This is a genomic window from Arthrobacter sp. 10T413_2 (genome assembly GCF_056394205.1).
On sequence record NZ_JBFTHK010000009.1, the window covers coordinates 36,643 to 57,905 of the forward strand.

Sequence of the window (21,263 nt, forward strand, 5' to 3'; positions counted from 1 at the left end):
AAGGCAGAGACCAAAGACCCCAAGGTCGTCCGCCCTCATTGCGGCCGACGACCCGGATGTCCAACCGTCCCGACGCGTGTGCCAAGGATGCTGCGCAGGAGCCTGAATCCCTCGCCCAGGGACAGGTCCGGCAGGTAGGCGCGGGTCAGGGCATTCGCGATGCCGGGCAGGGCTGCCGAGTCCGGATACACCATGAAGAGAGGGACGTAACGGGGGTGGAACTTGCTCTTGAAAGCCAAGAGGGACCGGAAGCCGTAGACGGGTTCAAGGGCGGATCCCAAACGATCAAGCAGCCGGTCGAGGCCGGCGGTCGCGCCCGGACGCGCTGCGGACTCGTCCCGGGGCAGGGCCGGAGCCACCCGKGCCAGGGGCGCCCCTGAGAGGCTGATGAATTCGCAGTTCTCATCCTTGAGGCTCGTTGCTKCGGAGGCTATGAGGAACTCGATAGCCGGCCGGAAGCCGGTGCTGCGCCTCCTCATGAAATCAAGGGTCCAGCCGACGATCCGTCCGTTGCGGTAGACCGGAAGCCAGGAGGTGACCGCGTGGACCTGTTGGTCGGCGTCAATGGCGAGCAGGCAGCGAACTTCAGGGTCGTTGAGTTCGTCGAGCCCGCCAAGGGTGAACCCCATTTCGGGCATTTTACGGTCCGCGACCCATTCTTCTGAGATGGCCAGGATCTGGGTCTGGATGCCCAGGCMGGCCGAGGGATAGCGAACCCATTCTGCATGGATTCCGGCTTTGGCCGCGTTGTTCAAGGCCGTGCGTATGTCCTGGAATCTCTTCCCTTTGAACGACAGGGTGTCCAGGKGCAGCACGGTTTCCTGGGCGACCTGGACGGAATCCCAGCCGATGCCGGATGCGGCATCCCGGACCTCCGCAGTAACGGAGTAAAAGCAGGGCGTCCAACCATTGGACCGGCAGTAGCCGTAGAACTCCTCCACTACCGCCGGGATCAGGTTCTTGGGTCCGACGGGCCCGCCGGCCGTMAGGGCGATTCCGGCGATGACGCGGTAAGCGATGAAGCTCTGACCCGTGCGGGAGAACCAGTAGGCGTTCCCGGTCCACGTGGTCATCCAGGATATGGAACTGCCTTCCTGTGATGTGAGGATCGCCAACGCCTTGTCTTTGTCATCGCCGTGCCGGGGGTGGGTMGGACGGACAAAGGATTTAAGGACCAGCACGCCCGTGATGGCCCAGAAGACAATGCCGACTCCCTCGTAGAGCAGAACTGCCAGGGTGCTCTCCGGGAAGAAGGCGGGCGGAACGTCCACCGTGAAGCCCAGCGGCAGGAACCTGTCGGGGACGTCGGCCACCAGATCGGCGAGTCCGGGGAGKGGGGTGAAATCCGCGGCGAGGACCAGCCCGGCCGCGACGTAGATAACGCCCAGGACGCCGGCCAGGGCCAGGACCTCCAGGGCGAGCCGGGTGTAGGTCCCGGGGGGTGCGGCGACAGGATACAACCTCCGGCAGGCCAAGACCACACCGAAAATCATGACGGGGACGAGAAGCKGGACCACAAGTGCCAGCGGTTGGGTGCTGTGGCCCGGCTGGCTGGCATCCACCAGTTCMCCGGCGACCGTGTCCGGTCCAGCCGCCAGGAGTACCCCCACCAACGTAATGAGCGCCAGCAGCGATAGCCCGGCCTGGACCACCAGCACACCGGCCCAGGCGAAGCGCCGTCCGCGTCTGAGGCCCTCAGAGAGCAGCAGCAGAAGAAAGGACGGAACAATCGCCATGAAGATTGCGCCCGCCCCTGCCCTCAGTTGCAGGTGCGCGGCCTCACAGGCCCGGTGCTGGGCCGGAACTGCGCAGATATTCTGCAGTGTCTGGGCGTCCACGGGCCGGATGTCCGTGAAGAGGAAGCGCAAAACCGAGAGCGGCCCGACAGCGTGCGGGGCCAGGCCCGCAACCACCGGTCCGACGGCCGAGACTGCCACGAGGAGGGCTACGAGGATCCTCCCCTCATGCCGTGAACTCACCGGGCGCACCAGCCGCGGGCGGCGGCCCAGAAGGATCGGGCCCAGGAGCGCGCCCGCAGCACCGGCTCCAAGTCGCGCCAGATCGGCGAACCCCCCGTTGTAGAGGGCGAGAAGAATCAGGAGCCCAAAGAGCCCCAGGCGGATCCGCCGCCTCCACAAGGTGCCCATGGAAGCCGTGGCGGCCATGGCGGTCCCGCAGATGAAGGCGCTCGGGCCAAGAAAAAACGTTCCGCCCACTTMCCGGGCCCAGTTCCCCGTCAGGGCACGGGTGCCCGCCCAAAATCCTGCGGCTGCCAGGAGCCCCGCACTCTGGGTCGCAACGGCCGCCAGTGCGAACTTCCTGCTGCCCAGCTKCCGTTCCAACGGTATGCAGGCCAACAGCACCAGCACCGTTCCCACCACATAGCCGAGCAGATCCCGGGCCCAGAACGCGGCGGTCAGAGGCGTCCACCAATGATTCAGCAACGACTGCGCTGTCGCCGCCACATTGGCCCTCCAGTGCAGTGCAGGGCCGGAGACGATGCTCGAGGAAAGGAGACCCAGGGTCCAGAAAACGGCGACAAACGCCAGCGTGACGGGAGCCCCCCGCAAGACCGAGAGCAGCCAGCCCGCTGACCTGCGGCGACGGGACCGCCTGTGCCCGGCGAGCGGCGGCAATTCTGGCACTGGGGATCCTTTCAGGATTTCGGGACACTCAAGGCAGGCCCATCCTGTCGCTTCCATTTGACCACTTACGTCCGAGCCCGCAAAAGGCTGTTCCCCTGATCGCTCGTCGACGGCGGCMCAGGGCCGGAACGATGCTAGCACCCCTCAAACTCCCAGCTTCGCCTACGGCTGGCGTGCTATAAAAGMCACTGAAGGCGCTTGCATTCCCGTGCGGAGCAGCGTCCGGCCTTGGCGGACCGCCGGCCGTAACCCCAATCGCGGACAGGAGGAATCACGATGGAGCAGCTCCTCAATGTCAGCGTCATCGATGAGCCGTTGCTCTATTCCTTMTATGCCCTTTCCGCCCTCGCGGTCCTCTTCCTGCTCCTGCGTGCCGGGCTCCTGCCGCGCCGGGCCCGCCGCCCGGGGTCATCAGCCGGGGAGGTCAGTGACCCGGCGTCGGCCGCATCACGACTGCCCGGACGGCGGAGGTGGCTCTTCATAGCGGCCGTATCCGCGGCCGCCGGCGCCCTCGCCGGAGCACTGACGCTGTTTGTCTGCGAAGTGGTGCTGAATGTCTTCGGTTTGCCGCTGGACACGGACACCCGCATCTGGGCGATTGTCGCGTTCGCGGGGCTCGGCCTGGCTGGTGTAAGTCTGTGGCGGTCCCGCTGGTGGCGGAAGACCGTCGCCGTCCTCGCCTGCCTGTTGTTCATTGCKACAGCAGCGCTGGGGATCAATGCAGGTTACGGACTGAACCCGACGTTGGGAGCCATGTTGGGCATGAACCAGGCCAAGCATCTGACCCTGCCCAAACTGAATCCGGCACAACAGCCGGGAGCCGGGTCCGCCCTCTGGCAAAGCTGGAAGGCACCTGCGGGGATGCCGGCCGTCGGACGCAGCGGGTCAGTCACGATTCCGGCCGATGCCTCCGGATTCCACGCCCGGGACGCCTTCCTCTATCTGCCGCCCGCCGCCCTGGTGGATAACCCGCCGCCTCTGCCGATCGTCATCATGATGATGGGACAGCCCGGAGGCCCCGAACAGAGCAAATCCGCCGTCGAGGAACTCGATGCCCTGGCGCAGCAAAATCACGGGTTGGCCCCGCTGCTCCTCACGGTGGATCAGCTGGGCGATCCCTACAAGAATCCTGTCTGCGTCGACTCCGCCAAAGGCAACGTCTACACCTATGTCACTACCGACGTCGTCAACTACATCCGCAAGAACCTCAACGTTGCGACCGACCGGACCCAGTGGGCCGTGGCGGGATACTCCAACGGCGGGGAATGCGCGCTCTCATTCGCGGCCAAGCGACCGGAGATTTTCGGCTCGCTGCTGGACATCTCGGGAGAGCTGGAGCCTGTGGACGGCACCGTGGCCAATACAGTGAAGACCATTTTCGAAGGGAGCCAGGCCGCGTTCGATGCGGAGAAGCCCGCAACGATCCTCAAGGCCCATAAGTACACCGATGAGCTCGCCATCTTCACAAACGGCTCCGTTGACCCGCAGTACGGGCCTCAGGGCGCGAAAGCCGCGGCAGCTGCGAAGGCCGCCGGCATGACAACGCACCGGTTCGTCGGGCCAGGGATCGGACACCGCGGGGACGCTGTGAGCTATGGCCTCAAGTCCGGGCTGCCGCTGCTATTCCAGAGATTCGGACTGGCCCCGTCGTGAGTGGCCCCGTCATGAGGGCCGCCACCTCCCTCAGTCCCCTAAGCTTCTGAGCTCGCGTGCCGGGCCGCCGCCCCGTCGCAGGCCGCCCCTCCTCCCTGACCTTTATGTAGTCCCACCTCCTGATTGGAACCCCATGTCTGTGCCAATTCTGGCCGCCCAGGACCTCACCAAGACCTACGGTCGCGGGCCCGACCGCTTCGACGCACTCAAAGGCGTCTCCCTGGAGATCGGCCGCGGCGATTCCGTGGCGATCGTGGGGAAGAGCGGCTCCGGAAAGTCAACGCTGATGCACATCCTCGCACTCCTGGACACCCCCGGCGGCGGGCAGGTCCACGTCGACGGGACTGACGCGAAGACCCTGAGCGGCCGGCGGCTCAACGCGCTGCGGAACACCATGTTCGGCTTCGTGTTCCAGCAGTTCTTCCTCAACCCCGGTTCCAGCGTGCTGGAGAACGTCGTCCTCCCCCTGAAGATCGCCGGCGTCGGCAGCCGTGAACGGCGCGCCCGCGGGATGGCCKTCCTGGAACAGCTCGAACTGGCCGACAAGGCCCGCAACAAAGCCGGCAACCTCTCCGGCGGCCAGAAACAGCGGGTCGTCATCGCCCGGGCCCTGATCACCAGTCCCCAGGTTCTGTTCGCGGACGAGCCCACCGGGAACCTGGACACGGCCACCGGGCGCATCGTCGAGGACATCCTGTTCGACCTCAATGCCAACCACGGCATCACCMTGATCACCGTCACCCACGACCACGACCTTGCCGCCCGCTTCAACCGCCGTCTCTATATCCGTGACGGCCTGCTGATCACCACCGACGAGGAGCACGCGGCATGAACCCGCTCGAAATCCTGAAGACCGCCATGGCGAACAGCTTCCGCAGCAAGTTGCGCACGCTGCTGACCATCCTGGCGATCTTCGTCGGAGCGTTCACCCTGACCATTACCAACGGCCTTGGCACCGGCATCTCCAATTACATCGACAGCCAGATCGCCGCCGTCGGMTCCAGCAATTCCTTCACGGTCGGTAAAACTGACACGAGCGGCAATCCCGCCTCCGGACCGAAGAAATACKACGCCACTACGAAAGTCCTTGCGGCCGGCGGACGGCCGGGTTCCACCCAGCTGGCCCTGGGCCAGGCCGATCTGGACGCGATCGGCGCCATCCCGGGTATCACCGGCGTCACCCCGGTGACCCGGCTCAGCCCGGACTTCATCCAATGGAACGACCACGACAAGTACCAGCTGTCGGTCAGCCCCCTTGCCGGGGCGCAGCCGCAGCTCGMGGCGGGGGCAGCCCTGGACGATTCCGCAGCCCAGCCGCAGCTGATCCTGCCCTCCAGCTACGTGGCCCCGCTCGGCTTTGCCGAGAATAACCAGGCCGTCGGTCAGGACGCCACGATCGGCATCACCGACGCGACCGGAACCATGCACCCCATCACTGCCCGCATCACCGGCATTGAACAGAGCGCACTGCTCGGCGGCGGCGGCGCTTTCATCAACAAGTCCCTCTCAACGGCCCTCGCCGATGCCCAGGGAACCGGCGCGCCTGCCGCATCAAAGTCCGTCTGGGCGAACGTGACAGCCAGTTTCGCACCGTCATCCGCCGCTCAGGTCAACGACATGAAGGGCAAGCTCGCCGCGGCCGGCTATACCGCCCAGACCCTCGATGACCGGATCGGCACGGTCAAAACCGTCATCAACGGGATCATCGGCGTCCTGGACGCCTTCGCCGTMATCGCCCTGGTGGCCGCAGGCTTCGGGATCGTGAACACCCTGCTGATGTCCGTGCAGGAACGCACCCGGGAAATCGGCCTCATGAAAGCCATGGGCATGGGCAGTGGATCCGTCTTCGCGCTCTTCAGCACCGAAGCGGCGTTCATTGGCTTCCTCGGAAGCGCCATCGGGTCCGCCGCCGCAATCGGGCTCGGCACCGCAGTGAGCGGCGCCCTGGGCCGCGGGCCCCTCAGCGATCTGGAGGGCCTCCACATCCTCGCCTTCGCTCCCGGCTCCGTTGCCGGCGTCATCCTCCTGGTCATGGCCATCGCCTTCGTCGCCGGAACCCTCCCGGCGTGGCGGGCAGCGCGGCAAAATCCGATCGACGCCCTCCGCTACGAATAAGGCACGCCAGGGCCTCCCCCCAGCCGGCCGCAGGCCTCTTCCGCGGCCGGCTCGCGAGGCTTAGACTCGATTGGCTTGACGAAACAGGGAGAAGTTCGGCATGAGGCTCGTCGTCGATCTCACTAAATGCCAGGGTTACGCGCAGTGTGCCTTCCTCGCCCCGGACGTCTTCACGATCCAGGGGGACGAGGCACTCACGTACGACCCCGCCCCTGACGAGGCGCAGCGAACACGGATCCGGCGGGCTGCGGCCGCCTGTCCCGTACAGGCCATCCGGCTCGACCAGCTTGGGGAGCCGGAGAGTTCGCAACCTCCGACAGAAACCCCGGGTGCGGCAGCCGCTATCGGAGGCAACGGGGGCATCTTCAAACGATCCGGACGGATCGTCGTCGTCGGCGCGTCACTGACCGGCCTGCGCGCAGCGGAACGGCTGCGCGAGGAGGGGTTCACAGGCTCGCTGACCCTGATCGGCGAGGAAACACACGAGCCGTATGACCGGCCGCCGCTGTCGAAACAGGTCCTGGCCGGTGCGGTACGGTCCGAAGACACGTCGCTGCCACGCCGCCGGCCCCTCGACGTCGACTGGCGTCTGGGCGTCGCGGCCACAGGACTGGATCTGGCCGCACGACAGGTACAGCTCGCCGACGGTAGCCGGATCGGGTTCGACAAGCTGTTGATCGCCACCGGGGTGCGGGCCCGGTCCTGGCCCAACGCAGCGGAGGCGGCGCTGGCAGGAGTCCTAACCTTGCGAACCCGGGAGGATGCAGCAACGCTTCGCAAGCTCCTGGCCGGCCGCCCTCGTCGGGTCCTGGTCATTGGCGCCGGGTTCATCGGTTGCGAAGTCACTTCGGTGTGCCGCGAACTCGGCCTGCCGGTCACGGTGGCGGAGGCGGGTCCGGCACCGCTCGGCGCGGCGCTCGGCAGTGTGATCGGCGCAATCGCCGGAGAGCTGCAGGAAGAGAACGGCGTGGATCTGCGCTGCGGTGTCAGGGTGGTTTCGCTCGAAGGCGACGCGACCGGACAGCTGTGCCGCGCCCACCTGTCCGATGGCACAACGCTGGAGGTGGACGTGGCCGTCGCCGCGCTCGGGGCCGTCCGTAACGCCGAATGGCTCGCCGGTTCCGGATTGGCGAGCGGTCCGTGGGGCGTCGCGTGCGACGCCGGCTGCCGCGCTTTCGACGTCAACGGGCTGGTCACCGACGATGTCTTCGTCGCCGGCGACGCGTCCCGCGCCCCGCAGCCGATGTTCGGCTACCAGTTCCTCGCCGTCGAGCACTGGGGCAACGCGATCTCCCAGGCCGACGTTGCAGCACACAATATGGTCAGCGKCGAGACCGAACGCTGGCCGCACCTTGCCGTGCCGAAATTCTGGTCCGTCCAGTTCGGCACCGAAATCAAGAGCGTGGGCGTGCCTTCGGTCGCGGATGAGGTCGCCATCGTGCAAGGTTCGGTCGCGTTGCGGCGGTTCCTGGCCGTCTACGGCTACAAGGGACGCATCGTGGCTGCGGTGGCCTTCAACCAGAACAAATGGCTGGAATTCTACGAACCGCTGATCGAGCAGGCGGCGCCGTTCCCGCCCACGTTCCACCATGTTGACGAACCCGCCGAAGCCCAGCCGGTGCCGGCCGGTTTCCCGGCCGCCGCCAACCCCACCCAGGACGCGACCGTCGTCGTAACCGGCCACTATCCCAATGAGCGACGCGCCAGGCTGACTGACCGCCGCGTCCCGTAGAGCGCCGCCCCGGAGACCGGCAGCTACCGGACCCACAACCCAAGGAGCCTTCGCCATGTCCCAGCCCAGCACATGGGAGCAGATCCTCGACTACTCCAACCGGGCCAACCCGTACCCCTTCTACGACGAGCTCCGCAAGACCCCGGTGACACGGCTTCCGGACGGAAGCTACCTCGTGAGCAGCTACGCGGAGATCGCCGCCCTGCTGCACGATCCKCGGGTCAGTTCCGACATTGAGCGCAACCCGGCGGCCGCTGCAATGCGCGCCGCCGCCGGTGAGGACGGGGAAGGGGACGGGCCGGGCATGACGCCAACGTTCCTCAGCATGGATCCTCCTGATCACGACAAGTTCCGGCGGATCACCATGCGGCATTTCGGACCGCCCACGACGCCGGGCAGGGTGGCGGGGATGGAGGCGCGKATGACGGAAATTGTCACCGACCTCATCGACAACATGGCGGCCCGCAGCCGGATCGACGTCGTCGATGACCTGGCGTATCCGCTGCCCGTCACGGTGATCTGCGAACTTCTTGGAGTGCCTCCGGGAGATGAACAGCGCTTCCGGGTCTGGGTGGATGTTGCCCTGCAATCGACGGATCCCGGCCTGGATCCAGAAACCCAGCAAAAGAAGCGGATTGAGGCCGGCAAGGAACTGCGCGCTTTCATGCAAGAGCTGGTCGAAACCCACCGACGGGCACCGGGGAACGACCTGCTGTCGGCGATGGCCACCGATGACGGCCCGGAAGGCCGCATGCCGGACGAACAACTGGTGAGCACCGGGCTTCTCCTGCTCATCGCCGGCCATGAAACCACCKTGAACCTCATCTCCAACGGCGCACTGACCTTGCTGCGCCACCCGGCCGAGCTCCAGAGGTTGCGCGATGATCCCGGCGTGGYCATCCCCATGGTCGAGGAGCTGCTTCGCTACGAGCCGCCCGTACATTTCGTCCCGTTCAGAACCGCCCTCGATGACATCGACATCGCCGGCACCACCATCCCGGCCGGCGCTTCCCTCACCCTGGTCCTGGCCGCGGGCAACCGGGACCCCGCCCACGTGGCTGATCCCGGCCTCTTCATCCCGGACCGGCGCAACAACCAACACCTCGGCTTTGGCGGCGGCGTMCATCTCTGCTTCGGGGCGCCCCTGGCCCGGCTGGAAGCGCAAATCGCCCTCACCGCCTTCGCCACCAGGCTGGAGAACCCGCGACTGCTMTCCGACCCGCCCCCGTACCGGCCGAGCCCGTTCCTGCGCGGCCCCTCCCACCTCCCGGTGCACATCGACGGCGTCCGCGCCCTGGCGGGCCCGCCGGCGACAGCACGGTCCGGTAGGGCCGACTGACCCGGCGTTGGCTGCGCCCCGGCGTTGGCCTTGGCCGGCTACCGGTAGATGTTCTGGTGAATCCTGGTGGCGCCTTCCGATTCCAGCTTCTTCGTGTCCGCGTCGTCTCCGACCAGGCGAACATTGAGACGTCCTTTGTCGAGGCCCAACGMCAGGATGTGGGTCCCCTGGGACAAGTCCCCGCACGCTGCAGCCCATGCCGTCTCATCCCCCGCAGGAACAACCACGAGGCAGGAAACACTCTGTTTCACGTCCTGCCCCACGTAATACGAATAGCCGTCGTTCTCAGCCAGGAGCCGGAAACTGTCCGTCAGGGTCTTGTTGGCACTGCCCATGACGACGACGCTCGGCAGGGTGTCGCGGTCCGTCGCGGGTCGGTCCAGGGCCTTCAGGCCCTGCTCCCCCGAACAACCCGTCATGCTCACAACCGCCGCGGCCAGCACCGCGATCATCGATAATTTGTGCCGCCTCATCGCACCGTCCCCCTCAGGCCTTGGATGACGGCGAGCCTACACCCGCTAGTCGCACGCGGCGGCGATCAAGACMCAATAGTGTGCCCTAATGACCCGACGGCGGTCGGGCGCCGCGTTGCCGCAGCGGCGAAAGGGTCCGGCTGTGGCGGTTCTCTGAAACGGGAKGATCGAATCTGGCGTCTTCCAGGGTCGCTCCGTCTTGGAACCAACGGCGGTTGTTGTAGAAGCTGATGGCCCTGTCGTTGCTCTTCGCCACCCAGAGAACTGCCCGCTCATAGCCGAGTTCGATCAACTGCTGTTCGGCGGCTGCAAACAAGACGGAGCCTGCGCGCTGCGCCCACCAGTCCGGATGCACATTGATCGCGTGCAGCTGACCGGCGCCCRCTGCCGAGCCTCCGACGGCGGGACCGACAATGGCGAATCCCGTCACCTMATTGCCGCATTGGACCACGAGGTGCATCGTCCCCTCGCGGGGTTCGCGGATATTGCGGCGCCACGCAGACGCCGCGCGTCCGACGTCAAGGCCGTCAAGATACTGATCGGTCATGACGCCACGGTACGTGGCCCGCCATGCCGCAACGTGAATCTCTGCCAGCCGCGCGGCGTCGTCTTCGGTCGCGGCCCTGACGCTGATATCCGAAGTGGTCATGCTCGCGAATCTATCAACTGAGGTCACCGGTGCCGTGCGGCGCGCGAGAGGGACTCTCCCGCACGGAAAGAGGCTAGGATCGCAACGCCGGGATGCCTCTCGCCCGCTCGACCACGCACATTCAAGGAGCACAAGTGAACCGCGCCCTTCTCGTCATCGACGTGCAGAACGAATACATCTCCGGAAACCTGCCGATCGGTTTCCCCGACCCGGAAGTGAGCCTGGCCAACATCGGCAAAGCCATGGACGCCGCTACGGAAGCGGGCATTCCTGTCGTTGCGGTCCAGCAAACTGCGCCGGAAACATCGCCAATTTTCGCCCGCGGCAGCCACGGATTCGCCTTCCACCCCGTMGTMAGCAGCCGTAGCCATGACCACCTGATCGAAAAGACCCTTCCCTCCTGTTTCGCCGGCACAGATCTCGCGGAATGGCTCGCTGAGCGTGACATCGACACAGTCGTGATCGCCGGGTACATGACACAGAACTGCGACGAATCAACCGCCCGGGACGCGGCACACCGTGGACTGAAGGTCGAGTTCCTCTCCGACGCCACAGGAACTCTAGCCATGTCCAACTACGCGGGATCACTTGKCGCCGAACAGCTGCACACCGCCGTGCTCATGGTCCTGCAGTCGCGCTTCGCCTCCGTCCTGACCACCCGTGAGTGGATCGACGCTGTTGAACACGGCACGCCCGTCCCGAAACCGGACATTTTCGCCAGCACTCAGGCAGGACGCGACGCGGCCGCAGGCCGGGGCTGACCTTCCTGCTCCATCCTGCCAAGCGCCGCCCTGACATAAGTAGGCCCCCCACCCCGGGCCGGCCGGTCCCGAGGGGGCCTGCCACTACCTGTATCAACAGCCACTCCCAAACGTGCCGATTCTGCGGTGTTCTGTAGAGGAACCCCTGGCGGCCCCACGCGGACCGCCTCCAACCTCCGGTTACGGAGAAATGAAAGGAAGACCCCATGTCCACTTGGCTCATCACAGGATGCTCGACCGGGCTCGGCCGCGCCCTCGCCCAAGCAGTGCTCGCGCACGGCCACAACGCCGTCGTCACGGCACGAAACGCCGCCACCCTGGAGGACATCGCGGCCGAATACCCGGACACCGCACTGGCCCTCCCCCTCGACGTCACMGACAAGGCACAGATCGGCTCGGTGGTTGAGCAGGCCCGGACGCGCTTCGGTGGCATCGACGTGCTGGTCAACAATGCCGGCTACGGCTACCGCGCCGCGGTGGCGGAAGCGGACGACGCCGACATCCGGCAGTTGTTCGGCACGAACGTCTTCGGCGCCGTCGACATGATCAAAGCGGTCCTCCCGGACATGCGCGCGAAAAGGGCAGGGAACATCCTGAACATCTCCTCCATCGGAGCACGCATCTCACCTGCCGGGTCCGGCTACTACTCGGCAACCAAGGCGGCCCTGGAGGGCCTGTCCGGTTCACTCCACAAGGAACTGAAGCCCCTCGGCATCAAGGTCACCGTGATCGAGCCCGGCGCGTTCCGGACCGACTTCGCCGGCCGCTCACTCACCCAGTCGGCGACGGCGATTCCGGACTATGCGGAGACGGCCGGGAAGCGACGCAAGGAGAACGACACAGTCCACGGYACCCAGCCGGGCGACCMGGCCAAGGCCGCAGAAGCCATCCTGGCAGTCGTCGACAGCGCCAACCCGCCCTCGCTCATGGTGCTCGGCAAAGACGCTTTCGACGCCTTTGCCGCCGTCGCCGACGCACAGCGCACGGAGCTGGACCAATGGCGCGAACTCAGCCTCAGCACGGGCATCGACGGCTGAACAGGCCCGGCGGCGCCCACGCCCGGGCCTACGTTCAGACCGCGCGGTACCGGAGCGAGCCGGGAATCTCTCCCCGGATCCCCAGGCTCTCCCCGTAGGCGAATTTTGCCCAKAGTGCCCGCATCGCCCGTCCATGGGCGTTGACCTCGTCCCAGGTGGCACCGGCAAGGAGTCCTGCGGACTCCCACRTCCGCTGGTGGCCGAACAGCAKCGGCAGGTCAACCGTGTGTGCGGCGCCGTAAATGTTGCCGGGTGCCCGCCAGGACAGCACGTAGCTGTGGGCCCGTCCGCCAGCGCGCACATGACGCCTGGCAAACTGTCTGGCTGACTTGCCGTACACCACTTCGGTGACCACCCACGTGACGGCCTTGAGCACGGCGCTGCCGACGACGGGAAGCCGCGCCACCCGGCTGAGGAGTGGGCTTTGGGGCAGGAACAGCCGGGCCTCCTCCGCCGTGTGGCCAATGAGGATGTCGATCCCCGGCGCAGCAGCATTCCAGGCCTGGTCAACCTCGGATTCCTTGGGCAGGGGCGCGTGCCCGTACTGGGTTCCGAACGGCATGGCAGCGATGAGCCCGAATTTGCTGGCAGCCCGGGCCACATCCTCCTMGAGGGCGACGACCTCCATCGCCGGGGTGGCGTCGGTGACGGCTTCCGCGGCGGCGCCCATGGCGGCGCTCATCTTTTCCCGCCCGCGGGTAATCCCCAAGGGTGCGCTTTGGATGATGGCCCGCTGGAAGAGGGACGCCGCGTCCGGCGTCGCCATGAGGTGCGCGACGGCGTCGCCGCCGGCSGACTGCCCGAAGGCGGTGACCCTGCCCGGATCGCCACCAAAGGATGCGATGTTGCGCTGCGCCCAGCGGAACGCCTGGATCTGGTCCAGCAGGCCCAGGTTGGCGGGCCGGCCGGTGCTGGTGGACAAATATCCGAAGATGCCCAGCCGGTAGGTCACCGAGACGACGATGACGCGGGTTTCGGCAACCAGCACGGCCGGGTCGAAAATCGCCAGGTCCCCCGAGCCGGACGTGTAGGACCCTCCGTGCAGCCACACCATGACCGGCAGCCGTTCGYCGTCCCCGACATCGGCGGGCAGGGTGATCGACAGGTGCTGGCAATGCTCGTCGCCGGGGAGTTCGCCGTAGCGGGTGCCCAGCACGTCGTCCAGGAAGGGCACCGGGGCCTGCGGGCACGCCGGGGACAGGGACGTTGCCGTGAGCACGTCCGTCCAGTCGGAGGCCGGCGCCGGCGGCTGAAAACGGCCCGCGGTGGCGTATGGAATGCCGGTGGCACGCACGACGGCGCCGTCGCGCCATCCGGTGACGGGACCGCACGGCGGTGCGAAAGAATGGTCCTCAGTCATACCGGTTCAGCCGTTTTTCAGCAGGGCCACATCGGAGACAAGGTCAATGTGCTCCAGCATTGCCGCCGCGGCGGCGGCCGAATCCTGGGACCTGATCGCATCGGCGATCTTGCGGTGGGAGGCGAGCGACTGCTCCGGACGGCCAGGCTGTCCGAGCGATTCGAGGCGCGTTTCCAGGACCATTCCGGCGATGAACGTCATCAACTGGGCCAGCACTGCCGAATGCGCGGCAGCGGTCACCGCCTGGTGAAAGAGCTCGTCACCGCGTGCACCGCGGTCTCCCGTGGCGACTTCTTCCGCCATGGCCTCGAGGGCCTGATCGATGGCCTTCATGTCCTGCCCGGTGCGCCGTGCCGCGGCCAGCTCGGCCAGCTTGACCTCGAGCGTGCTGCGCGCCTCAACGATCTCGGGCAGCCGGCTGCGGTGCTCGCGGAGGCCCTTGATCACCGAAGGAACGTTGGGCCGGTAGACCAGCACTGCACCTGTGCCGTGCTGGACGTCGATCACACCAAGTACTTCCAAGGCCACGAGGGCCTGCGCCAGCGTTGCCCGCGAAACCCCCAGCCGCTCGGCAAGGTCCCGCTCAGCAGGCAGCGTGTCGCCAGGACCCAGCTGGGCGGCCTCGATGAAATCCATGATCTGCTCCACCAGCTGTTCGTAGAGCCGCGGCCGCGAAACGCGGGAAATCTGATGCGTTGCCGCCTGCTTTGCCATGCGCGTCCTTCCAGCCTGTCCTGACTCCTAAGACTACCGGAGAACTATTGACAAAGACACCTAGTGTCTAGGAGGCTAGGCCAGTAATCCAATTATCGCAAAATCCGGAGCCCACCTCATGACTTCTGAATCCACGCCGCGCGCCCACGGCCCCCTGACCGGTTATCTCGTGGTGGACCTGAGCCGCGCCCTTGCCGGTCCGCATGCCGGGATGATGCTGGCAGACCTCGGCGCGCGGGTGATCAAGGTGGAGAACCCCGGTACCGGAGACGACACCCGCGGCTGGGGGCCGCCGTTCGTGGGCCCCGACGACGATCCCCAGGCCACGTACTTCCTGTCCTGCAACCGCAACAAGGAATCCATTGCCCTGGATTTGAAGAGCGACGACGGCCGGGCAGTGCTGCGTGAACTGCTGGAGCGCGCCGACGTGGTCATCGAGAACTTCCGTCCCGGCGTCCTGGACCGGCTCGGGTTCTCTGCTGCGGAGATGCATGCCCTGAATCCGGCCCTGGTGGTCCTGTCGATCACCGGGTTCGGGCACGACGGCCCCGAATCCCGGCGCAGCGGCTACGACCAGATCCTCCAGGGCGAAGCCGGGCTGATGTCCCTGACCGGGTCCGGGCCGCACGATCCCCAGCGCGTCGGGGTCCCCATCGCAGACCTCCTCGCCGGCATGTACGGGGCGTTCGGCACCTTGGCCGCACTGCTGCAGCGCGAACGCACCGGCCAGGGCCAGATCGTCCGTACCTCGCTGCTGGCGGCMTTGATCGGGGTCCACGCTTTCCAGGGCACCAGGTCCACCGTGGCCGGCGAGGTTCCCAGGGCCCAGGGCAACCACCACCCCTCCATCGCCCCCTACGGCCTGTTCCACTGCCGGCAGGGCCGGGTCCAGATCAGCGTGGGCAGCGAAAAACTCTGGCGCACGTTCGCTGCCGAGTTCGGGATCGACGCCGYGCGGCCGGAGTTCGCCGCCAATGCCGACCGCGTGCRGAACCGCGAGAAAGTCATCGAGGAAGTGGAGCGCGTGTTCTCCGATTTCGAGGCCGGCCCGCTGCTCGCCAAACTCAACGAAGCCGGCATCCCGGCCGGCAAGGTCCGCACCCTGGACGAGGTCTACGAATGGGACCAGGTCCGTTCGCAGGGGCTCGTGATCGACGTCGACCACAAAATCCTCGGCACCGTGAGCCTGCCCGGTCCCCCGCTGCGGTTCTTCGGCCCCGCCGGCAGCGCGGAAACCACGCTGAAGGCCCACGCTGCACCGCCGCTGCTCGACCAGGACGGGGAGCAGATCCGGCGGTGGCTCKGGCTGACCGCGGCCAGCCGCACGGCCACTGAATCCGGCACGGCACAGGAAGGTCACCAGGCATGCTGACCCAACAGAAAGTCCGGCACCTGGACGCGACCGAACTCCTCGCCGCGGTCCTCGATCCGGGTTCCTACCGGAGCTGGGACGCACCGGTCGTGGACCCCGATCCCGGGCCGGAGTACCGGCAGGAACTCGCCGCCGCCCGGGCCAAGACCGGAGTGGACGAATCCGTCCTCACCGGCGAGGGCTTCATCCGCGKGCGCCGGGTCGCCGTCATCGTCAGCGAATTCCGGTTCCTCGCGGGCTCCATCGGCCTCGCCGCGGCGGAACGGATCGTCAACGCCGTGGAACGGGCCACCCGCGAAGGCCTGCCGCTCCTCGCGGGCCCGGCGTCCGGCGGCACCCGCATGCAGGAAGGGACCATCGCGTTCCTGTCCATGGTGAAGATCAGCGCGGCCGTCCGCGCCCACCGGCAGGCGGGCCTGCCCTACCTGGTCTACCTGCGGCATCCCACCACCGGCGGGGTCATGGCGTCCTGGGGATCCCTCGGCCACATCACGGCCGCCGAGCCCGGAGCCCTCCTCGGCTTCCTTGGACCACGGGTCTACGAGGCCCTCCGCGGCGAACCGTTCCCGGAGGGCGTCCAGAGGKCAGAAAACCTCTTCGACAAAGGTCTGATCGATGCAGTGGTCCCGCCCGGGCAACTGTCCGACGTCGTCGACCGCGCMTTGAGCATTGTGGTCACCCGCCCCMAGACTCGGGCGGCCCCTCCCGCGACGCTGTCGGTGAAGCCGTCCGACGCCGGCGCTTKGGAATCGATCAGGATTTCCCGCAATCCCCGCCGGCCGGATGTGCGCCAACTGCTTGCGCACGGCGCCCGGGACGTGCTCCCGCTCAACGGCACMGGCCAGGGCGAAAAGGACCCCGGCCTTCAGCTCGCCCTGGCCCGCTTCGGCCATCAATCCTGCGTGGTCATCGGCCACACCCGGCCCCGGCCTTCCCGGCAGACGGCGATGGGCCCGGCGTCCMTGCGTGAGGCCCGCCGCGGCATGCGCCTCGCCGAGGAACTCGGGCTGCCCGTTGTCACCGTGATCGACACCGCCGGGGCGGCACTGTCGCCGGAGGCCGAGGAAGGCGGCCTGGCCGGCGAGATCGCCCGTTCCCTGCATGACCTCATCGGGCTGAACGCCCCCACGGTGTCGGTCCTGCTCGGCCAGGGTGCCGGCGGCGGGGCGCTGGCCCTCCTGCCCGCGGACCGGACCATCGCGGCCCAGCATGCCTGGTTGTCTCCCCTCCCGCCCGAGGGCGCCAGCGCCATCGTGCACCGGAGCACCGGCTTCGCGCCGGCCATGTCGGAAGCCCAGGGCGTCAACGTGGCATCGCTGCACGCCAACGGACTCGTGGAGCATGTCGTGGACGAATGCCCCGATGCCGCCGACGAGCCGACGGCCTTCTGCCGGCGGCTGGGCCAGGCCATCGAGTACGAGCTCGGTGCGCTCGGCACTGCAGGAATCACCGAGCTACTCCCCCGGCGGCTGGCGAAATACCGCAACCTGGGCGGCCTGCTCCCACCAGTTGCTCCCCGGTCCGGGACCGGTCCGGTTGAGGACCGCGCCTAGCGCAGGCTCAAGAACTCAGCATCGCTGAGCGCGGCGTAGCGTCCGTAGGCGGCAACCACAGCGGCTTCGACGGCATCGACGTCGAGGCCCGGCACGAGGTCATCGGCGGCGCCCGCCGTCGCCGGGTCCCAGTCCAGGCCRAGCGCGGCGTAGCTGGCCTCCAGGACTGAGCGAATCGGGGCGGAATTCTMCACCACGATCACGGAGCTGAAGAGCCAGCCGCCGGCGACCACCCGCTGGGCGGTGCCCACGAGCTTGATGAGGTGTTCCGGGACCTGCGGGTCCCGGCCGTGCACGCTGAACTCGCCGGGGCAGTATTCGCCCGGGATCTCTCCGACGCCGGCGTCTACGCCGGCGTCGCGCAGCGCGCGGGCGAGCAGTTCGCCAAACAGCGAAAACCGGCCTTTGGCCCCGGCGATCGCGTCCGTATCGGGTTCCAGGTGGTCGATGACCAGCGTTCCTTGGTGGTACGCGGCGGCGCGGCCGCCGGCCTTGCGGACCAGAGGCTCGAAGCCGTGTTCCCGGCAGGCGGCGGCGGCGGCCTCGAAGCCGGCCAAGTGCGTGTCGCGCTGCCCGAAGGCGACCGTGGGAACCGGCCGGTAGAGCCGGAGGGTGGGACCCAGCGCACCGGTCTTGACCTTCTGGAGGAGCCCGAGCGCGAAGTCGAGGTCGGCGGCGGCGCCGAGCGATTCCTCCTGCCGCACCACCGACAGTGTCCGGGGTCCGGCTGGCGCCTGCGGCATATTGTTATGCTCCCTTATGGTCATCCTTCAATTCCTCGTCGTAGCCGCCGCGTTCGCCATCATCGACGCCATCTGGCTCAAGACGATGAACCCGTTCTACCGCCACCAGATTGGTGACCTGCTGGCCGACAAGCCCAATCTAGGGTACGCGGTGGTGTTCTACGTGATCTACATTGCCGGGATCGTGTTCTTTGCCCTGCGGCCCGCGCTCGACGGCGGCAGTTGGCTCACCGCCGTCGGCTACGGTGCCGCGCTGGGCGTGTTTGGCTACGCCACCTACGATCTGACCAATGCCGCCACACTCAAGACCTGGCCGTGGCAGTTGATCGTAGTCGACATCCTCTGGGGTGCGGCTTTGACGGCCCTGGCCACGCTGGCCGGMTGGCTCGTCTTCCACACGAACTAGGAATCTCCAGACGAACTAGGACTTTCGCAGCGTCAGGATCTGTTCGGCGCKGCCGAACGGTCCGGTGAGGTCATGCAGCACCGTGGAGGTCAGCCCGATCCCGTCGGTGCCGAACGATACTTCGTTATCCAGCCCCAGCCACTCCCCCTCCGGCTGCCGGTACATGTGAATCTGCAGGTCCAAGTTGGGGAAGGCGTAGCTGCMGTTGCCCGGCGGAACCCGGGCGGCAATGCCGTTGGCGGTATCCACGAGGCCGATCAGCCGGGCGAGGTCGGCGCTGTCTGCCCGGTCGGTCAGCGGATAGTCGGTACGGAGCCACACGGTCCCGGAGCCTGCGCGGTGGCCCTCGGCGATCCGCATATGCAGGGAGGCGATGTAGCCGCCGGGCCAGATGGCCGCGGCGTCGTAAGGATCGCAGTCCTCCGGCGCCGGGATCCGGGGATCCTCGAAAGCCGCGATCGCGGAGGTGTCCGAGGTGATCATCCGCCAGGCGGTGGCGCGGATGGCCGTGCGGCCTGCGGCGACAAGTTCGGCCTGCACCAGCTCGATGGTCCGGCCCGGACGCACGGTGGATGTCACCACCTCGAAGTCCCCGCCGGGGATAAGCCCGAGGATTTCGTAGCTGAGACGCGCCATGCGCATGTCAGCGCGCGGCTCGTGCCTCGCCAGGCAGTCAGCCATGATCCCGGATGCCGGGGCCATGTGCTGCTCGTGGACGTTCCAGGCACCCTGGGCGTGGATCGTGGAGCGGAAACGCCCGTCCCCCAGCGCCTCATAGTAGAAATCACCCTCGGCCAGAACAGGCAATTCAGCAGTCAACGTCGACCTTTCGCAGCTTCCATCGGAGAATTCCAGACAACCCTATCGCCTCAGGCGCCCGCCGCCGGGCGTTACCCGTCCGCGGCCCTCGCGGTCTCGCCTGCGGGCCGGTGTGCTGCCGCGTTTTCCATACGGTGTGCCGCCGGGGGCCGCAGGAGGACAACGCCKAACACCAGGAGCACTGTGTCGCCGCCGATCATGAGTCCCCAGCGCCAGGCGCTGCTGATATCGCCGGACTGAAGCGCGATGTCGGTCAGGGCGTGAAGGAGGACCAGTGGCCACATGCTCATGCCGCGCAGGCGCAGAGCCGCCAGGCCGACGCCGAAGCAGGCGGCACCGACAACCTGCGCCGCGGTGACGGCCAGGTTCGCTCCGAACGCGATGTTGCACAGGTGCATCAGCCCGAACAGGGCCGAGGACACCAGGGCCGCCCGCAGCCGCGTCCAGGACGCCAGGGCCTTGAGGATCATCCCGCGGAACCACAGTTCCTCGTAGATGCCGGTGGCGAGGTACCCGGCGACCATGACGGCGGTCGCCGCGGGCCCGAGATCCTTGATCCCGCCGGCGAACGGGGCCAAGGCGACGGCGCCGGGAACTACCAACAGCCTCCACCGGAGGCGTCCGGACCTGAATATGTCCCGGCTGGTAGCGGCCACGGCGCCGGTGGCCGCGCCGGCGAGCATCAGCACGGCGATTAACCGCTGCTGCACCGGCTCCAGGCCCGGCGCCAGCAAGCCGAGCAGTAGGGCCGCTATGAGGGTTGCTGCGGCGGCAGCGGCCGCGAGGACGAGGGCGTGGATGAGGGGATGGACGGCGGGCCTGGTGCCGACGGAGACGCGGGCGGAGGTCAAGGCGGATCCTTTCGCGTCGGGCTTCATGCGTGCACCGCAGGGAGCGGATGCGCGGGGGCGGCGGGAAGGGCGCGGCACCRCACTAGGGTCGTAATGACGCGGGAGGCCACCATCGCCAGCGCCATGATGACGAACGCCGTGGTCCACGCGGCGCTGCCGGAGATGTGGTTGCTGATGGAGAAGTCGCGGACGGCGGCCGCGGCCCACCCGCCGGCKGACTCGGCAAAGGCGACCCGGCCGCCGATCACCAGGACCCACAAGGTGGCGTACGCGGCGCCGGCCCGGCTTGCCACTGTCCCGTCCGCCTTCCGCTCCAGGTCCATGAAGAGCCCGGCAAGGACGCCCAGGGCGATCCCGGCGACGGYCCCGATGACGGCGAGCGCCGTGTCATTGCCGCGGCCCGGCGCGTCGGAGAGGAGCAGCATGCCTGCGAGCGCCGCGAGGGCCACGGGGAGGACCAGCCGGCGCCGGGTGATCCTCCGCTGTCCGAGGTTGGTGCCCAGGATGAAGATGAGCAGTCCGATGTTGAGGAGCCATTKTTCGAGGCTCAGGTGTGTGGTCACGGGATTCTCCCAGGGGTCCGGGCCGGGGTGGCGGCGTGCGTTGATTGCGTTGATTTCACGCTACGCAGGCCGCGTCCGCGGCGATTCGGCCCCTGGATGGATCTTGACGGGCACGGTTGTCCACCCGTGGGTGGAGGACCGGCATGTCGGGCCGCCTGCGGGACCCGGTCAGCCGGATATGAGCCCGTTGCGGAACGCATACGCCACGAGCTGGGCGCGGTCCCGCAGTGACGTCTTGGCCAGCAGGTGGTTGATGTGCGTCTTTACCGTCGAGTCCGAGACAAAGAGCCGCCCGGCGATCTCCGCGTTAGACAACCCCTCGGCAATCAGGGCTAGCACATCGCGTTCCCGCGGGGTCAGTCCGGCGACCGCCGCGTTCGCCGTTCCCGCGGGAATCCCKCCCGGTGCCGCAGTRCCGGGCGGAGCTTGATCGCCGTGCTGCAGGGCCTCGAGGAGGCGCCGCTGCACCGTGGGATCG

Annotated in this window: 20 protein-coding genes; 10 read left to right on the forward strand and 10 right to left on the reverse strand. The window is 67.4% G+C overall.

The window, feature by feature from the left end; all coding sequences use genetic code 11:
* Window positions 1-35: 35 nt before the first annotated feature.
* On the reverse strand, window positions 36-2,645 hold the full coding sequence (locus AC1DBQ_RS03120; RefSeq protein WP_476927110.1) for a bifunctional lysylphosphatidylglycerol flippase/synthetase MprF: 2,610 nt from the start codon (window positions 2,643-2,645) through the stop codon (window positions 36-38).
* 276 nt (window positions 2,646-2,921) lie between these two features.
* Between AC1DBQ_RS03120 and AC1DBQ_RS03125 the strand changes: the two genes are divergently transcribed.
* The 5 genes from AC1DBQ_RS03125 to AC1DBQ_RS03145 all read left to right on the forward strand — a co-directional run bounded on the left by AC1DBQ_RS03125 (window position 2,922) and on the right by AC1DBQ_RS03145 (window position 9,484).
* Window positions 2,922-4,298, forward strand: coding sequence for an alpha/beta hydrolase (locus AC1DBQ_RS03125; protein WP_476927111.1), 1,377 nt, complete (start codon window positions 2,922-2,924; stop codon window positions 4,296-4,298).
* A gap of 133 nt (window positions 4,299-4,431) precedes the next feature.
* Complete coding sequence (locus AC1DBQ_RS03130; RefSeq protein WP_476927112.1) at window positions 4,432-5,130, forward strand: ABC transporter ATP-binding protein; 699 nt, start codon at window positions 4,432-4,434, stop codon at window positions 5,128-5,130.
* Window positions 5,127-6,413 carry an ABC transporter permease gene (locus tag AC1DBQ_RS03135; protein ID WP_476927113.1) on the forward strand — a complete coding sequence of 429 codons (1,287 nt, stop codon included), beginning with the start codon at window positions 5,127-5,129 and terminating at the stop codon, window positions 6,411-6,413. Before AC1DBQ_RS03130 ends, AC1DBQ_RS03135 begins: the two co-directional genes overlap by 4 nt.
* Window positions 6,414-6,513: 100 nt before the next feature.
* The gene (locus AC1DBQ_RS03140; RefSeq protein ID WP_476927114.1) at window positions 6,514-8,145 is read left to right on the forward strand and encodes an FAD-dependent oxidoreductase; all 1,632 of its coding nucleotides are present in this window, start codon (window positions 6,514-6,516) and stop codon (window positions 8,143-8,145) included.
* Between the two features lie 55 nt (window positions 8,146-8,200).
* Window positions 8,201-9,484 carry a cytochrome P450 gene (locus AC1DBQ_RS03145; protein ID WP_476927115.1) on the forward strand — a complete coding sequence of 428 codons (1,284 nt, stop codon included), beginning with the start codon at window positions 8,201-8,203 and terminating at the stop codon, window positions 9,482-9,484.
* 38 nt (window positions 9,485-9,522) lie between these two features.
* Here AC1DBQ_RS03145 and AC1DBQ_RS03150 read toward each other — a convergent pair whose 3' ends face one another.
* Window positions 9,523-9,957 carry a hypothetical protein gene (locus tag AC1DBQ_RS03150; protein ID WP_476927116.1) on the reverse strand — a complete coding sequence of 145 codons (435 nt, stop codon included), beginning with the start codon at window positions 9,955-9,957 and terminating at the stop codon, window positions 9,523-9,525.
* Window positions 9,958-10,042: 85 nt separating this feature from the next.
* On the reverse strand, window positions 10,043-10,606 hold the full coding sequence (locus tag AC1DBQ_RS03155; RefSeq protein WP_476927117.1) for an N-acetyltransferase family protein: 564 nt from the start codon (window positions 10,604-10,606) through the stop codon (window positions 10,043-10,045).
* Between the two features lie 134 nt (window positions 10,607-10,740).
* Between AC1DBQ_RS03155 and AC1DBQ_RS03160 the strand changes: the two genes are divergently transcribed.
* Entirely contained in the window at window positions 10,741-11,367 is a 627-nt protein-coding gene (locus tag AC1DBQ_RS03160; RefSeq protein ID WP_476927118.1) for a cysteine hydrolase family protein, read from the forward strand.
* Window positions 11,368-11,573: 206 nt separating this feature from the next.
* Window positions 11,574-12,404, forward strand: coding sequence for an oxidoreductase (locus AC1DBQ_RS03165; protein WP_476927119.1), 831 nt, complete (start codon window positions 11,574-11,576; stop codon window positions 12,402-12,404).
* A 34-nt stretch (window positions 12,405-12,438) separates the two neighbouring features.
* Here the strand turns inward: AC1DBQ_RS03165 and AC1DBQ_RS03170 are convergent, their stop codons facing one another.
* Together AC1DBQ_RS03170 and AC1DBQ_RS03175 are read right to left on the reverse strand one after the other, a co-directional pair.
* Window positions 12,439-13,764 carry a carboxylesterase family protein gene (locus AC1DBQ_RS03170; protein WP_476927120.1) on the reverse strand — a complete coding sequence of 442 codons (1,326 nt, stop codon included), beginning with the start codon at window positions 13,762-13,764 and terminating at the stop codon, window positions 12,439-12,441.
* A 6-nt stretch (window positions 13,765-13,770) separates the two neighbouring features.
* A complete protein-coding gene (locus AC1DBQ_RS03175) occupies window positions 13,771-14,478 on the reverse strand; it encodes a FadR/GntR family transcriptional regulator (protein ID WP_116767935.1) in 708 nt (235 codons plus the stop codon).
* A 118-nt stretch (window positions 14,479-14,596) separates the two neighbouring features.
* Between AC1DBQ_RS03175 and AC1DBQ_RS03180 the strand changes: the two genes are divergently transcribed.
* Both AC1DBQ_RS03180 and AC1DBQ_RS03185 read left to right on the forward strand, forming a co-directional pair.
* Window positions 14,597-15,850, forward strand: coding sequence for a CaiB/BaiF CoA transferase family protein (locus AC1DBQ_RS03180; RefSeq protein WP_476927121.1), 1,254 nt, complete (start codon window positions 14,597-14,599; stop codon window positions 15,848-15,850).
* The gene (locus AC1DBQ_RS03185; RefSeq protein WP_476927122.1) at window positions 15,844-17,403 is read left to right on the forward strand and encodes a carboxyl transferase domain-containing protein; all 1,560 of its coding nucleotides are present in this window, start codon (window positions 15,844-15,846) and stop codon (window positions 17,401-17,403) included. The genes AC1DBQ_RS03180 and AC1DBQ_RS03185 overlap by 7 nt, the downstream gene beginning before the upstream one ends.
* Here the strand turns inward: AC1DBQ_RS03185 and AC1DBQ_RS03190 are convergent.
* Window positions 17,400-18,146 carry a lipoate--protein ligase family protein gene (locus AC1DBQ_RS03190; protein ID WP_476927123.1) on the reverse strand — a complete coding sequence of 249 codons (747 nt, stop codon included), beginning with the start codon at window positions 18,144-18,146 and terminating at the stop codon, window positions 17,400-17,402. The genes AC1DBQ_RS03185 and AC1DBQ_RS03190 overlap by 4 nt on opposite strands.
* A gap of 16 nt (window positions 18,147-18,162) precedes the next feature.
* Here AC1DBQ_RS03190 and AC1DBQ_RS03195 point away from each other — a divergent pair, with 16 nt between their 5' ends.
* Entirely contained in the window at window positions 18,163-18,552 is a 390-nt protein-coding gene (locus AC1DBQ_RS03195) for a DUF2177 family protein (protein ID WP_476927124.1), read from the forward strand.
* 15 nt (window positions 18,553-18,567) lie between these two features.
* Here the strand turns inward: AC1DBQ_RS03195 and AC1DBQ_RS03200 are convergent, their stop codons facing one another.
* The 4 genes from AC1DBQ_RS03200 to AC1DBQ_RS03215 form a co-directional block, all read right to left on the reverse strand.
* Window positions 18,568-19,371, reverse strand: a complete 804-nt coding sequence (locus tag AC1DBQ_RS03200) for a thioesterase family protein (protein ID WP_476927125.1) — start codon at window positions 19,369-19,371, stop codon at window positions 18,568-18,570.
* 71 nt (window positions 19,372-19,442) lie between these two features.
* Entirely contained in the window at window positions 19,443-20,222 is a 780-nt protein-coding gene (locus AC1DBQ_RS03205; protein WP_476927126.1) for a CPBP family intramembrane glutamic endopeptidase, read from the reverse strand.
* A gap of 23 nt (window positions 20,223-20,245) precedes the next feature.
* Window positions 20,246-20,785: a CcdC protein domain-containing protein gene (locus AC1DBQ_RS03210; protein WP_476927127.1), complete on the reverse strand. Its 540-nt coding sequence runs from the start codon at window positions 20,783-20,785 to the stop codon at window positions 20,246-20,248.
* Window positions 20,786-20,953: 168 nt separating this feature from the next.
* Window positions 20,954-21,263, reverse strand: a 310-nt coding sequence (locus AC1DBQ_RS03215) for a helix-turn-helix domain-containing protein (RefSeq protein WP_476927128.1), incomplete at its 5' end; no start/stop codon positions are given.